We start from the raw sequence: 13635 nt of genomic DNA, 5'->3' as shown, positions 1-13635 counted from the left end.
CTCCCACGGCCCGGTGCGGGGGATGTCGAGTCGCTCAACTCCACAGAAGGCTTCCAGTCCGATGCCAGACGCATCCACTCAAGACGCATACGAGACTGGTGAAGCAACGAAAGGACATCCGTGACCGATACGGACACCGCCCACGTAGCATCTTCCGACCTCGCGTCGCTGAAGCTCACCGAGCTGCGCAAGATCGCCGCGGAGAAGGGCCTCAAGGGGGTCTCCGGCCTGCGCAAGGGCGACCTGATCACCGCCATCCAGACCGGCACCGTGCCCGCCCGCGCCCGTGCCGAGGCTCCGGCTGAGGTTGTGGCCGAGGCGCCGGCGCAGGCGGAAGCTCCCGCCGAGCCCGCCCGCGAGGAGAAGAAGGACGAGCAGCAGGACGAGCGCCCGCAGCGACGCCGCGCCACCCGCCGCACCCAGGCGACCGACGAGGCACCGGAAGGCAAGCCCGAGCAGGCTGACAAGCCCGCCGAGACCGCCGAGCCCGCCGCGCCCACCGCGCCCACCGAGGCCACCGAGGCCACCGAGGCCGCAGCGAACGCCGATAAGCAGGAGCCGCAGGACAAGTCGGACCAGCAGGACGGCTCCGAGGAGCCGCGCTACGAGTCCCGCTCCGCCGCCCGCCGTGCCCGCCGTAACCGCGCCCGCCACAACCAGCGTGAGCAGGAGCAGGGCCAGCCGGACTCCGGCCAGGACAAGCAGGACCAGCAGGAGCAGTCCTCCGAGCAGCAGGATTTCGGCGACAACCGGGATCAGCAGCGCGGCCAGCAGAACCAGAAGCAGGATCAGAACCAGCGCGGCGGCAACCGTAACCAGCGCGGTGACAACCGTGACAACCGCGACAACCGGGACAACAACGACGGTGAGGGCCGTCGTGGTCGTCGCAGCCGCCGTAACCGTCGGGGTCGTGGGGGCGACCAGCACGACGGCGGTCAGCAGCAGGAGCAGCAGCACGATTCCGCTGATCTGCAGGATGTGGCCGGCATTCTCGACATCGTCGACAACAACGTCGCGTTCGTCCGCACCACCGGCTACCACGCCGGCCCGGCGGACGTGTTCGTGCAGAACCAGCTCATCCGTCGTTCCGGCCTGCGCGCCGGCGACGCCGTCACCGGCAAGGTGAAGATAGGCAACGCCCAGACCCACGGCCAGGGCCGCAACCGCCAGAAGGCGAACCAGCTGGTCAGCGTCGACACGGTCAACGGACTCAGCGTCGAGGACGCCCGCAGCCGTCCGGAGTTCTCCAAGCTCACCCCGCTGTACCCGAACCAGCGTCTGCGCCTGGAGACCGAGGCGAAGGTGCTGACCACCCGCGTCATCGACCTCATCATGCCGATCGGCAAGGGCCAGCGTGCCCTCATCGTGTCCCCGCCGAAGGCCGGTAAGACGACGATCCTGCAGAACATCGCCAACGCGATCTCCACCAACAACCCGGAGTGCCACCTCATGGTCGTCCTCGTGGACGAGCGCCCGGAGGAGGTCACCGACATGCAGCGGTCGGTCAACGGTGAGGTCATCGCCTCCACCTTCGACCGTCCGCCGTCAGAGCACACCGCCGTCGCGGAGCTGGCCATCGAGCGTGCGAAGCGCCTGGTGGAGCAGGGCAAGGACGTCGTCGTCCTGCTCGACTCCATCACCCGCCTGGGTCGCGCCTACAACAACTCCTCGCCGGCGTCGGGACGCATCCTCTCCGGCGGTGTCGACTCCAACGCGCTGTACCCGCCGAAGCGTTTCCTGGGTGCCGCCCGCAACATCGAGAACGGTGGTTCGCTGACCATCATCGCCACCGCGATGGTGGAGACCGGTTCCGCCGGTGACACCGTCATCTTCGAGGAGTTCAAGGGCACCGGTAACGCGGAGCTCAAGCTGGACCGCAAGATCTCCGAGCGTCGCGTCTTCCCGGCCGTCGACGTCAACCCGTCGGGCACCCGTAAGGACGAGTTGCTGCTCGCCCCGGAGGAGGCCCGCATCATGCACAAGCTGCGTCGTATCCTGTCTGCACTGGATCCGCAGCAGGCCATCGATCTGCTCATCAAGCAGCTGAAGAAGACCAAGAGCAACGGCGAGTTCCTCATGCAGGTCGCATCGAGCGCCCCGATGGCCGCCGACAAGGAAGAGGAGGACTACTCCTAGTGAGTTCCCATGTGTCCGCGGTCGACGATGTCGTCTCCGAGTACCAGGGCATCGAGGCCCAGATGGCGGACCCCGAGACCGCCGGTGACCAGGCGTTGTTCCGCAAGCTGTCGAAGCGTTATGCGGAGCTGCAGCCGATCATCAAGGTGAACACCGAGCTGGTGAGCACCCGCGCCGACCTCGCGGACGCCCGCGAGATGGCCCACGAGGACAAGGAGTTCGCCGCCGAGGCCGAGCGCCTCGAGGCCCGGGCCGTCGAGCTCGAGGAGGAGCTCGCCGATCTGCTCGCCCCCCGTGACGAGCACGACGGCGACGACGTCATCCTCGAGATCAAGGCCGGTGCCGGTGGCGAGGAGGCCGCGCTGTTCGCCGGCGACCTGGCCCGCATGTACGAGCGCTACGCCGACAAGCACGGTTTCACCTGGGAGGTCCTCGGCCTGTCCGAGTCCGACCTCGGCGGAGTCAAGGACATGACCTTGTCCATCCGTGCGAAGAAGCCCTCCCGCGACGGCGCGTGGAGTGTGTTCAAGTTCGAGGGTGGCGTCCACCGCGTGCAGCGCATCCCCGTGACCGAGTCGCAGGGCCGCATCCAGACCTCCGCCGCCGGTGTCATGGTCTTCCCGGAGACCGAGGACGCGGGCGAGATCACCATCGACGACAAGGACATCCGCGTCGACGTCTACCGCGCCTCCGGTAAGGGTGGCCAGGGCGTCAACACGACGGATTCCGCCGTGCGTATCACGCACCTGCCGACCGGTCTCATCGTGACCTGTCAGAAGGAGCGCTCGCAGATCCAGAACAAGGCGCGCGCCATGCAGGTCCTGCAGGCCCGCCTCGAGCAGATGGAGCGCGAGAAGGCCGACGCCGAGGCCGCCGAGGGGCGTGCCGCCCAGGTGCGCACCATGGACCGCTCCGAGCGCATCCGCACCTACAACTGGCCGGAGAACCGCATCAGCGACCATCGCATCGGTTTCAAGGCCAACAACCTCGACTCCGTCCTCGACGGCAACCTCGACGACCTGTTCACCGCCCTCAAGGCGGCCGAGCGCGCCGAGCGTCTCGAGGCTGAATAGGATGGCGCTCCGCGCCGCGCTTGCCGACGCCGCGGAGCGCCTCCGCCGCGCCGGCGTCCCGTCCCCGCTTGTCGACGCCCGCCTCATCGCCGCGCACCTGCTCGGCTGCGGGCCCCTCGACGTCGCGTTCCGCGACGAGATCCCCGCGGGCTTCGAGGAGATGGTCGCCCGCCGCGAGCGGCGCGAACCTCTCCAGCACATCCTCGGGGTCGCGCCCTTCGGGGCTCTCGACCTGGCCGTCGGCCCCGGCGTGTTCATCCCCCGCCCCGAGACCGAGGTCCTCGCGGACTGGGGCGTGCGCCAGCTTGTCGACGTCCCCTCGCCCCGGGTCGTCGACCTGTGCACCGGCTCCGGGGCGCTGGCGCTCTACGTCGCCCACGAGGTTCCGGGAGCGGAGGTGGTGGGCGTCGAGTTACACGATGAGGCGCTGAGCTACGCCCGCCGCAATGCGGAGGGCAGCACGGCACGGATGATCCAGGGGGACGTCACCGATCCGACCCTGCTGGGTCAGTGGCACGGCACCGTCGACCTCGTGCTGACGAACCCGCCGTACGTCCCCGAGACCCCCGACCTCGACCGGGAGGTCTACGCCGACCCGCCGCAGGCGGTGTTCGCCGGCGCCACCGGCATGGACGTCATCGACGCCTTCCTGCCGACCATCCACGCCCTGCTCCGCCCGGGCGGGCAGGTCGGCATCGAACACGACGACACGACCTCCCGGGCCGTGCAGGACGTCGTCGCCGCTCACGGCGGTTTCCGCGACATCGCGGTCCTGCGGGACCTGACCGGTCGGGCGCGGTTTGTCACGGCGAGTAAGGTGTAACCCCATGAGCCGCATCTACTCCTGTGCTGACGAGACCTCCCGTGCGGAGGGCATCAGCGCGGCCGTCGACGCCGCGCGCAGCGGCCGCCTGGTCGTGCTGCCCACCGACACGCTCTACGGCCTCGGCTGCGACGCCTTCGACAACCAGGCCGTGGCCACCCTCCTGGCCACCAAGCGCCGCGGGCCGGACATGCCCGTGCCGGTGCTCGTCGGCTCCTGGGACACCATCCGCGGCCTCGTGCGCGAGTACCCGCCGATGACCGAGTCCCTGGTCAAGGCGTTCTGGCCGGGTGGGCTGTCCATCGTCGTCCCGCAGGCTCCCTCGCTGCCGTGGAACCTCGGCGACACCCGCGGCACCGTCATGCTGCGCATGCCGCTGCACCCGGTGGCCATCGAGCTGCTCCGCGAGGTCGGCCCCATGGCCGTGTCCTCCGCCAACATCTCCGGCCACGAGCCGCCGACCACCGCCATCGCCGCCAAGCAGCAGCTCGGCAACGCCGTGTCGGTATACCTCGACGGGGGAGAGACCCCGATCGGCAAGCCCTCGACCATCATCGATCTCTCCGGACCCACCCCCTACCTCCTGCGCGAAGGGGCGCTGAGCGCCGAGCGCATCGGCGAGGTCATCGGCGTGGACCCCGAGGTCCTGCGGACCCGCCCCTAGGCAGGCACGACATGGGAGCCGGCGTCCCGCTGCGCGAACTCGGCCTGGTGATCCTCGTGGCAGCGACGATCACCTACCTCGCCACGGGCATCGTCCGCTCCGTCATGGTGCGCTCCGGCAAGGTCGCCGAGATCCGGCAGCGCGACGTGCACACCCAGCCCACGCCGCGCCTCGGCGGGGTGGCGATGTTCTCCGGGTTCCTCGCCGCCGTCTTCCTGGCCAACCAGCTCCCGGCACTGACCAGGGGGTTCATGCCCATCACGCCGGAGATGAACGCGGTGGTGTGGGCGGCCTTCGCCATCGTGCTCGTCGGAATCCTCGACGACCTCTACGACCTCGACGCCGTGACCAAGCTCATCGGCCAGATCCTGGCGGCCATCATCATGAGCGTGCTGGGCCTGTCGTGGACCCTGCTCTACCTGCCCGTCGGGGACGGCACGACGGTGGTGCTCGACCAGATCCAGGCCACGATCGCCACCACGATCTTCACCGTGGCACTGATGAACGCCATCAACTTCGTCGACGGCCTCGACGGGCTGGCGGCCGGGCTGGGCATGATCGCCGGGGGCGCGATCCTCATCTTCTCCCTCACCGTCCTCCACGACCAGGGCGGCGCCGTCTCCGCCTACCCGCCGGCCATCATGGCCGCGGGCCTGGTGGGCATGTGCCTGGGCTTCCTGCCCCACAACTTCGAACCCTCCCGCATCTTCATGGGCGACTCGGGCTCCCTGCTCATCGGCCTGCTCCTGGCGGCGTCCGCGACGTCCGCCTCGGGCAAGATCAACATGTCCCTCTACGGCACCGCCGACATCGTCGCGCTCATGAGCCCCATCATCGTCGTGGCCGCGGCCATCTTCGTTCCGGTCCTGGACCTTGTCCTGGCGGTCGTGCGCCGCCTGGCGAACGGCCAGTCGCCCTTCGCCGCGGACAAACTCCACCTCCACCACCGCCTGCTGTCGCTGGGCCACACCCACCGCCGCACCGTGCTCGTGCTCTACATGTGGGTCAGCGTCGTCGCCCTGGGTGCGGTGAGCTTCTCCGTCGTTCCCGCCCGCGTGGCCGTCGCCGGCACCCTCATCCTCCTCATCGTCGCGTTCCTGTTCACCCTCGGCCCCGTGCGGGCCGGCAAGCTGGGACGACAGTCCCCGCCGACGCGTGTGGTCGTCCACATCGATCCCACGTCCTGACGCCGGGTGGGGGACAGGTAGTATCCGGGGGCGTGACTACTCCTGACACCACACCCGAACGCTCCGAGTACGACGATCCGCGCCGCCCGCTCCTACGCGCCGTGCGTTTCGGCTCGATCGCCCTGGCCATTCTCACGGTCATCTCGCTGGCAGTGTGGGGCGGCATGCGTGACCTGCCCGGCATCTGGGGTGTCCTCATCGGCGCCGCCATCGGCGGCGGCTTCGTCCTCATGACCGCCGCCAGCGTGCTCTTCACGTCCTCGACGAACCCCGCCACCACCGGCGCGGTCGTCCTGGGCAGCTGGCTGCTCAAGATCGTCGTGCTCATCATCATCCTGGCGATCATCCGGGACATGGAGTTCTACGACCGCATGGCGCTGCTGGTCACCCTCATCCTCGCGCTCATCGTGGTCCTGGCCACCGAGGTGTGGGGGGTCATCACCGCGAAAGTGACCTACGTCAACTGACGCGGCGTCGACAAGCAGTCGACAGAGCACAGCCGGGAGACCGCCATGACACGATGGCACGGCCTCCCTGCCCACAACAGGGGGAGTGGGCAGGGAGGTTGTCGTCATTTCGGGGGTGGGCGAGGGGGGAATCTCCCCCTGCCGGGAACTCGTGTGACCGACCTTACAGCAGGGTCTAAAACTGCCGATACGGGCCATTTTCGGGCCGATGCGGGGGCGTCGTCGGCGGGGTATCGCGCCACGTCAGGAAACATATTGGGGCGCTGCGCGAGAATCCGGGGGGACCCTGATAAGCTGTCCTGCGGGTTACCCCGGCACGGTCAATGTGCCCTCATGTGCGATCCACAGGAGGGTGCTGCGGCAGGTTCGTGGTTCATCCCCTGTCACCGCCCTCGCTGATGTGCGACGGAGTCCGAGGCGGTGCCGGAAAGAGTTTTTCAGACGTCCATCGCACCGTGTGGGACTGCAACGTCCACACACGGCCCGAACACGGGAGAGAACGCTGAGCGTTACAACACTGGCCATGAGGGGCGAATTCCACGCACCCGAACTGGATCCTGAATTTTTCCCGGGGCAATACTACGGCCACATTCTGTTTGCGGACATCGCAAACGGGTGGTTCGCACTGGACCGACTGATGCTCGTCAGAATTCTCATGACGATCCTTCTGGCGGTCCTTTTCCTTGTCGCCTTCCGGAACCCGAAGCTGGTTCCGTCAGGCCTGCAGAACTTCGCAGAACTCGCACTGGATTTCGTCCGGGTGCACATCGCCGAGGACATCCTGGGCAAGAAGGAGGGCCGCCGGTTCCTGCCGGTCATCGCCACCATCTTCTTCGCCGTCCTGGCGTTCAACATCCCGACGATCATCCCGGGTCTGAACATCTCCCCGAACGCGCGTATCGGTTTCCCGATCGTCCTCGCGCTCTTCGGTTATGTCGCCATGATCTACGCCGGCTCCAAGCGTTACGGCTTCGGCAAGTTCATGAAGTCTTCGGTGGTCATTCCCAACCTTCCTCCGGTTCTCCACCTCCTGGTGGTGCCGATCGAGTTCTTCTCGACGTTCATCATGCGGCCGGTCACTCTCGCACTTCGTCTCATGGCGAACTTCCTCGCGGGACACCTCATTCTGGTTCTGCTGTACTCCGCCACGAACTTCTTCTTCTGGCAGCTGAACGGCTGGACCGCGATGTCCGGTGTGACCATCCTCGCCGCTATCGCGTTCACTCTGTACGAGTGCATCATCATCTTCCTGCAGGCGTACATCTTCGCTCTGCTGGTCGCGGTGTACATCGAACTCTCGCTGCACGCGGACTCTCACTGACAAGCTGCGAACCTCACGCGGCCAACTGAATAACCCCACTTCAATCACCACCTGAAGTCCCGGTTGACAGGACCGGGCACCAAGAAAGGGAACGACTTTCATGAACGAGATCATCCTGGCACAGGCTTCCGAGACCACCTTCTCCGGCCTCGGCACCATCGGCTACGGCCTGGCAACCATCGGCCCGGGCCTGGGCATCGGCATCCTCGTCGGCAAGGCACTCGAGGGCATGGCTCGCCAGCCCGAGATGGCCGGCCAGCTGCGTACCACCATGTTCCTGGGCATCGCCTTCGTTGAGGCCCTGGCCCTCATCGGCCTGGTCGCCGGCTTCCTGTTCTAAATTCCGAGCGGAAACCACACCCCTTTAAGACTGGAGACTCATGACGAACGTCATTTACTACCTTGCGCAGGAGGCTGAGACGCTTCCCCTGGAGGGCGGCAACTCCATCCTCCTGCCCAAGGCCTACGACATCGTCTGGTCCATCATTCCGCTCGTCGTTATCCTGCTGATCTTCTGGAAGTTCGTGCTTCCGAAGTTCCAGGAGGTCCTGACCGAGCGTGAGGACCGGATCAAGGGTGGCATTCAGCGCGCCGAGGCCGCACAGGCCGAGGCCAAGGCCGCACTTGAGAAGTACAACGCGCAGCTCGCCGAAGCACGTGCCGAGGCAGCCGAGATCCGTGAGCAGGCCCGCGAGAAGGGCAAGCTGATCGAGGCTGAGATGAAGGCACAGGCCACCGAGGAGAGCAACCGCATCATCGCATCCGGTGAGAAGCAGCTGCTGGCCCAGCGTGAGCAGGTCGTCGCAGAGCTTCGCCAGGAGATGGGACAGAACTCGATCAACCTTGCTGAGCGTCTGCTCGGTGGCGAGCTTTCCGACGCCACCAAGCGCTCCGGCACGATCGACTCCTTCCTGTCCGACCTGGACACCGTGGCACCGGCAGGAAAGTGAGCGCCATGCACGCAGCGAGCCGCGAAGCACTAGCAACGGTCGAGTCCCACCTGGACGGTCTCGTCCACGGTGCGGGTGACGCCGTCGCCACCGCAGCCCAGACCGGAACCGAGCTTTTCGACGTCGTCGACGCCCTCGACCGCGACCGCACCCTGCGCGTCGCCGTCGCGGATCCCGCCTCGACCGCCGAGCGACGCACGGGTGTCATCCGGACCATCTTCGGCGGCAAGGTCTCCGACAGCACCCTCTCGGTGCTCAACGAGGCAGCCGCTCAGCAGTGGTCCACCCCGCGCCAGTTCCGTACCGGACTTGTCGAGCTCGGCCGCCGCGCCCTTCTGCGCGGTGCCGAGAAGCAGGGCCAGCTGGGCCAGGTCGAGGACGAACTGTTCCGACTTTCCCGCGTCCTGGACCGTGAGGGCGAGCTGACCCAGCTCCTCTCCGACAAGGCTGCGGACCCGGCACGCAAGCGTGGCCTGCTCGCAAGTGTTCTGTACGGCAAGGTCAACATGATCACCGAGGCGCTCGCGCTTCAGGTCATCGGCCGCCCCGAGAAGAACCCGATCGACGACATCGCCAACCTGGTCGGCACCGCAGCCCAGCTGCAGGGCCGTTCCGTGGCACACGTCGTCTCTGCCGAGCAGCTGAACGAGGGCCAGCAGGCGGCGCTCGCCGACAAGCTGGGACGAATTTACGGTCGTGCGATGTCCATCCACTCTGAGGTTGACCCCAGCCTCCTCGGTGGCATGACCATCCGCGTCGACGACGAGATCATCGACGGCAGCCTGGCGGGCAAGCTCGCCAAACTCCGCGCGAACCTCGCGTAAGACACGACTACAGACGAAATAAAAATATGCTGGAAGATACAACCGAGAGCAGGAAGAACATGGCGGAGCTGACGATCTCCTCCGATGAGATCCGTAGCGCGATAGCGAACTACACCTCGAGCTACTCCGCGGAGGCCTCCCGTGAGGAGGTCGGCGTGGTCATTTCGGCAGCTGACGGTATTGCCCAGGTTTCGGGCCTCCCGTCGGTCATGGCGAATGAGCTGCTTGAGTTCCCGAACGGCGTCATCGGCGTCGCACAGAACCTTGACACCGACACCGTGGGTGTCGTTGTGCTGGGTAACTTCGAGACCCTCGCCGAGGGCGACGAGGTCAAGCGGACCGGTGAGGTCCTCTCCATCCCCGTCGGCGAGGAGTTCCTCGGCCGAGTAATCAACCCCCTGGCACAGCCCATCGACGGTCTGGGCGCCATCGCAGCTGAGGAGAACCGCGTTCTCGAGCTGCAGGCCCCCTCCGTGCTGCAGCGTCAGCCCGTCGAGGAGCCGCTGGCCACCGGTATCAAGGCCATCGACGCGATGACCCCGATCGGTCGTGGTCAGCGCCAGCTGATCATTGGCGACCGTAAGACCGGTAAGACCGCGGTCTGCATCGACACCATCCTCAACCAGAAGGCGAACTGGGAGTCCGGCGACAAGACCAAGCAGGTCCGCTGTGTCTACGTCGCCATCGGTCAGAAGGGCTCCACCATCGCAGCGGTCCGCAAGACCCTCGAGGAGCACGGCGCCCTGGAGTACACCACCATCGTGGCTGCTCCGGCATCCGACTCCGCCGGCTTCAAGTGGCTGGCCCCGTTCACCGGTGCCGCCCTGGCTCAGCACTGGATGTACCAGGGCAACCACGTCCTGGTCATCTACGATGATCTGACGAAGCAGGCCGAGGCCTACCGTGCGATCTCCCTGCTGCTGCGCCGCCCGCCGGGCCGCGAGGCATACCCGGGTGACGTGTTCTACCTGCACTCCCGTCTGCTGGAGCGCGCCGCCAAGCTGTCCGACGACATGGGTGCCGGTTCCATCACCGCCCTCCCGATCATCGAGACCAAGGCGAACGACGTGTCGGCCTTCATTCCGACCAACGTCATCTCCATCACCGACGGCCAGGTCTTCCTCGAGTCCGACCTGTTCAACCAGGGTGTCCGTCCGGCCATCAACGTCGGTGTCTCCGTCTCCCGTGTCGGTGGTGCCGCACAGACCAAGGGCATGAAGAAGGTCGCAGGTTCCCTGCGTCTGGACCTCGCCGCCTACCGTGACCTCGAGGCTTTCGCCACCTTCGCCTCTGACCTGGATGCTGCATCCAAGGCTCAGCTGGAGCGTGGCCAGCGTCTCGTCGAGCTGCTCAAGCAGGCCGAGAACTCCCCGCAGGCCGTCGAGTACCAGATCATCTCGATCTGGCTCGCCGGTGAGGGTGCCTTCGACGTCGTTCCCGTCGAGGACGTCCGCCGCTACGAGACCGAGCTGCACGAGTACATCCGCGCCAACAACCCGGAGGTCTACGACCAGATCGCCGGCGGCGCCGCTCTGTCCGACGAGTCCCAGGCTGCTCTGCTGGCCGCCAACGACGACTTCGCGAAGTCCTTCCAGACCACTGACGGCCGCCCGGTCATCAATGAGCCGGAGGTCGACGCACTGTCCGAGGCTGACCACAAGAAGACCCAGCTCACCGTCCCCCGCAAGACGGCCAAGAAGTAGGGCTTCGATGCCCACTGTCGAAACCGTCAACAATAACGAAGGGAGGAGTGTGAACCATGGCTAATCTTCGCGAATTGCGTGACCGTATCCGGTCCGTCAACTCGACCAAGAAGATCACCAAGGCTCAGGAGCTGATCGCCACCTCGCGCATCACCAAGGCTCAGGCCAAGGTCGAGGCATCCCTGCCGTACGCGCAGGAGCTGTCCGACATGATGGAGCGTCTGGCGTCGGCGAGTTCGCTCGACCACCCGATGCTGCACGAGCGTGAAGACGGCAACGTGGCCGCCATCCTCGTGGTCTCTTCTGACCGCGGCATGGCCGGTGGCTACAACCACAACGTCTTCAAGAAGGCTGCCGAGCTGCAGAAGAAGCTCGAGGAAGCCGGCTACGAGGTCGTCCGTTACGTGACCGGTGGCAAGGCCGTCGGCTACTACAAGTTCCGCGATGACTTCGTCGCGGGCCAGTGGACCGGCTTCTCGCAGGATCCGTCCTGGGACGCCACCCACGACGTCCGCCACCACCTCATCGAGGGCTTCAACGCCGGCTCCAAGGGCGAGGCCAAGTTCCGCGCAGGCGTCAACTCCGACGACCAGCCGGTCCGTGGCTTCGACCAGGTGCACGTGGTGTACACCGAGTTCGTCTCCATGCTGTCCCAGGTTCCGGTGGCGCACCAGCTGCTGCCGATCGAGCCTGTCATCCGCGAGGATGAGCTCAACACCGGTGAGTCCATGCAGGATACCGGCGGCGAGATCGGGCCGGACGTCGAGTTCGAGCCGGATGCAGACTCGCTCATGGACGCGCTTCTGCCGAAGTACGTCTCGCGTCGTCTGTTCGCGATGTTCCTCGAGGCTTCCGCAGCCGAGTCCGCATCGCGCCGTAACGCCATGAAGTCTGCGACTGACAACGCGTCGGCACTGGTCAAGGACCTGTCGCGCGTGGCCAACCAGGCCCGTCAGGCACAGATCACCCAGGAAATCACAGAGATCGTCGGTGGCGCTGGCGCGCTCGCCGAAAGCGGAGAAAGTGACTAGAAAATGACTACAGCTCTCGCAGAGCAGAACGCACAGCAGGCGTCCACCGCCGGCCGTGTCGTGCGTGTCATTGGTCCGGTCGTCGACGTGGAGTTCCCGCGCGGCGAACTGCCGGCCCTGTACAACGCACTGACTGTCGAGGTCACCCTCGAAGCAGTCGCCAAGACCATCACCCTCGAGGTTGCCCAGCACCTCGGTGATAACCTCGTCCGCGCCGTCTCCATGGCGCCGACCGACGGCCTCGTTCGCGGCGCCCAGGTCGCGGACTCCGGCAAGCCGATCTCTGTTCCAGTCGGCGACGTCGTCAAGGGCCACGTGTTCAACGCCCTCGGTGACTGCCTCGATGAGCCGGGCCTCGGCCGCGACGGCGAGCAGTGGGGCATCCACCGCGAGCCGCCGGCATTCGACCAGCTCGAGGGTAAGACCGAGATCCTGGAGACCGGCATCAAGGTCATCGACCTGCTGACCCCGTACGTCAAGGGCGGCAAGATCGGTCTGTTCGGTGGTGCCGGTGTCGGCAAGACCGTTCTGATCCAGGAGATGATCACCCGTATCGCGCGTGAGTTCTCCGGTACCTCCGTGTTCGCCGGCGTCGGCGAGCGCACCCGTGAGGGCACCGACCTCTTCCTCGAGATGGAGGAGATGGGAGTTCTCCAGGACACCGCCCTCGTGTTCGGCCAGATGGATGAGCCGCCGGGAGTCCGTATGCGTGTCGCCCTGTCCGGCCTGACCATGGCCGAGTACTTCCGCGACGTGCAGAACCAGGACGTTCTGCTGTTCATCGACAACATCTTCCGTTTCACCCAGGCCGGTTCCGAGGTCTCGACCCTGCTGGGTCGTATGCCCTCCGCCGTGGGTTACCAGCCGACCCTGGCTGACGAGATGGGTGTCCTCCAGGAGCGAATCACCTCGACCAAGGGTAAGTCGATCACCTCTCTGCAGGCCGTTTACGTCCCTGCCGATGACTACACCGACCCCGCCCCGGCGACCACCTTCGCCCACCTGGATGCCACCACCGAGCTCGACCGTGGTATCGCCTCCAAGGGTATTTACCCGGCCGTGAACCCGCTGACCTCGACCTCTCGTATCCTCGAGCCGTCGATCGTCGGTGAGCGTCACTACAACGTGGCTCAGCGCGTCATCGGTATCCTCCAGAAGAACAAGGAACTCCAGGACATCATCGCCATCCTCGGTATGGACGAGCTGTCCGAGGAGGACAAGATCACCGTCCAGCGTGCTCGTCGTCTCGAGCGCTTCCTGGGCCAGAACTTCTTCGTTGCCGAGAAGTTCACCGGTCTGCCGGGTTCCTACGTTCCGCTGGCCGACACCATCGATGCGTTTGACCGCATCTGCAACGGTGACTTCGACCACTACCCGGAGCAGGCCTTCAACGGTCTGGGTGGCCTGGACGACGTCGAGGCTGCATACAAGAAGATCACCGGTAAGTAGGAGGAGA

Annotated in this window: 13 protein-coding genes; all 13 read left to right on the top strand. The window is 66.1% G+C overall.

All coding sequences use genetic code 11. The annotated features are described in order from the left end of the window. Positions 1–120 precede the first annotated feature (120 nt). The 13 genes from rho (at position 121) to atpD (ending at position 13628) form a co-directional block, all read left to right on the top strand. Complete coding sequence (gene rho, locus B9Y70_RS08400) at positions 121–2136, top strand: transcription termination factor Rho (protein ID WP_085549814.1); 2016 nt, start codon at positions 121–123, stop codon at positions 2134–2136. Then, complete coding sequence (gene prfA / locus B9Y70_RS08395; RefSeq protein WP_085549813.1) at positions 2136–3209, top strand: peptide chain release factor 1; 1074 nt, start codon at positions 2136–2138, stop codon at positions 3207–3209. The genes rho and prfA overlap by 1 nt, the downstream gene beginning before the upstream one ends. 1 nt (position 3210) lies before the next feature. Then, entirely contained in the window at positions 3211–4032 is an 822-nt protein-coding gene (gene prmC / locus B9Y70_RS08390) for a peptide chain release factor N(5)-glutamine methyltransferase (RefSeq protein WP_085549812.1), read from the top strand. A gap of 4 nt (positions 4033–4036) precedes the next feature. Continuing rightward, positions 4037–4696, top strand: a complete 660-nt coding sequence (locus tag B9Y70_RS08385) for an L-threonylcarbamoyladenylate synthase (RefSeq protein ID WP_085549811.1) — start codon at positions 4037–4039, stop codon at positions 4694–4696. Between the two features lie 11 nt (positions 4697–4707). Continuing rightward, positions 4708–5883, top strand: a complete 1176-nt coding sequence (locus tag B9Y70_RS08380) for an MraY family glycosyltransferase (protein ID WP_085549810.1) — start codon at positions 4708–4710, stop codon at positions 5881–5883. 32 nt (positions 5884–5915) lie between these two features. Next, positions 5916–6350, top strand: coding sequence for a Cg1360 family ATP-synthase-associated protein (locus tag B9Y70_RS08375; protein ID WP_085549809.1), 435 nt, complete (start codon positions 5916–5918; stop codon positions 6348–6350). A gap of 523 nt (positions 6351–6873) precedes the next feature. Continuing rightward, the gene (gene atpB / locus B9Y70_RS08370; RefSeq protein ID WP_085549808.1) at positions 6874–7671 is read left to right on the top strand and encodes a F0F1 ATP synthase subunit A; all 798 of its coding nucleotides are present in this window, start codon (positions 6874–6876) and stop codon (positions 7669–7671) included. A gap of 100 nt (positions 7672–7771) precedes the next feature. Beyond that, positions 7772–8011 carry an ATP synthase F0 subunit C gene (locus tag B9Y70_RS08365; protein ID WP_085549807.1) on the top strand — a complete coding sequence of 80 codons (240 nt, stop codon included), beginning with the start codon at positions 7772–7774 and terminating at the stop codon, positions 8009–8011. Between the two features lie 40 nt (positions 8012–8051). Further along, complete coding sequence (locus B9Y70_RS08360; protein ID WP_085549806.1) at positions 8052–8621, top strand: F0F1 ATP synthase subunit B; 570 nt, start codon at positions 8052–8054, stop codon at positions 8619–8621. Between the two features lie 5 nt (positions 8622–8626). Beyond that, positions 8627–9445 carry a F0F1 ATP synthase subunit delta gene (locus tag B9Y70_RS08355; RefSeq protein ID WP_085549805.1) on the top strand — a complete coding sequence of 273 codons (819 nt, stop codon included), beginning with the start codon at positions 8627–8629 and terminating at the stop codon, positions 9443–9445. A 59-nt stretch (positions 9446–9504) separates the two neighbouring features. Next, positions 9505–11148, top strand: coding sequence for a F0F1 ATP synthase subunit alpha (gene atpA / locus B9Y70_RS08350; protein ID WP_085549804.1), 1644 nt, complete (start codon positions 9505–9507; stop codon positions 11146–11148). Positions 11149–11204: 56 nt separating this feature from the next. Then, positions 11205–12179 carry a F0F1 ATP synthase subunit gamma gene (locus tag B9Y70_RS08345; protein WP_085549803.1) on the top strand — a complete coding sequence of 325 codons (975 nt, stop codon included), beginning with the start codon at positions 11205–11207 and terminating at the stop codon, positions 12177–12179. Positions 12180–12182: 3 nt separating this feature from the next. After that, the gene (atpD, locus tag B9Y70_RS08340) at positions 12183–13628 is read left to right on the top strand and encodes a F0F1 ATP synthase subunit beta (protein ID WP_085549802.1); all 1446 of its coding nucleotides are present in this window, start codon (positions 12183–12185) and stop codon (positions 13626–13628) included. Positions 13629–13635 lie beyond the last annotated feature (7 nt).

The organism is Corynebacterium pollutisoli, from assembly GCF_900177745.1.
GTDB classification, from domain to species: Bacteria; Actinomycetota; Actinomycetes; order Mycobacteriales; family Mycobacteriaceae; genus Corynebacterium; species Corynebacterium pollutisoli.
This window is presented reverse-complemented; position numbering and strand designations above follow the sequence as displayed.

Bases quoted from the DNA above. Each gene is read 5' to 3' on its own strand.
- B9Y70_RS08385 (WP_085549811.1), top strand. From the start codon at position 4,037: ATGAGCCGCATCTACTCCTGTGCTGACGAGACCTCCCGTGCGGAGGGC.
- B9Y70_RS08345 (WP_085549803.1), top strand. From the start codon at position 11,205: ATGGCTAATCTTCGCGAATTGCGTGACCGTATCCGGTCCGTCAACTCG.
- B9Y70_RS08355 (WP_085549805.1), top strand. From the start codon at position 8,627: ATGCACGCAGCGAGCCGCGAAGCACTAGCAACGGTCGAGTCCCACCTG.
- prmC (WP_085549812.1), top strand. From the start codon at position 3,211: ATGGCGCTCCGCGCCGCGCTTGCCGACGCCGCGGAGCGCCTCCGCCGC.
- B9Y70_RS08365 (WP_085549807.1), top strand. From the start codon at position 7,772: ATGAACGAGATCATCCTGGCACAGGCTTCCGAGACCACCTTCTCCGGC.
- atpD (WP_085549802.1), top strand. From the start codon at position 12,183: ATGACTACAGCTCTCGCAGAGCAGAACGCACAGCAGGCGTCCACCGCC.
- atpA (WP_085549804.1), top strand. From the start codon at position 9,505: ATGGCGGAGCTGACGATCTCCTCCGATGAGATCCGTAGCGCGATAGCG.
- B9Y70_RS08360 (WP_085549806.1), top strand. From the start codon at position 8,052: ATGACGAACGTCATTTACTACCTTGCGCAGGAGGCTGAGACGCTTCCC.
- B9Y70_RS08380 (WP_085549810.1), top strand. From the start codon at position 4,708: ATGGGAGCCGGCGTCCCGCTGCGCGAACTCGGCCTGGTGATCCTCGTG.
- atpB (WP_085549808.1), top strand. From the start codon at position 6,874: ATGAGGGGCGAATTCCACGCACCCGAACTGGATCCTGAATTTTTCCCG.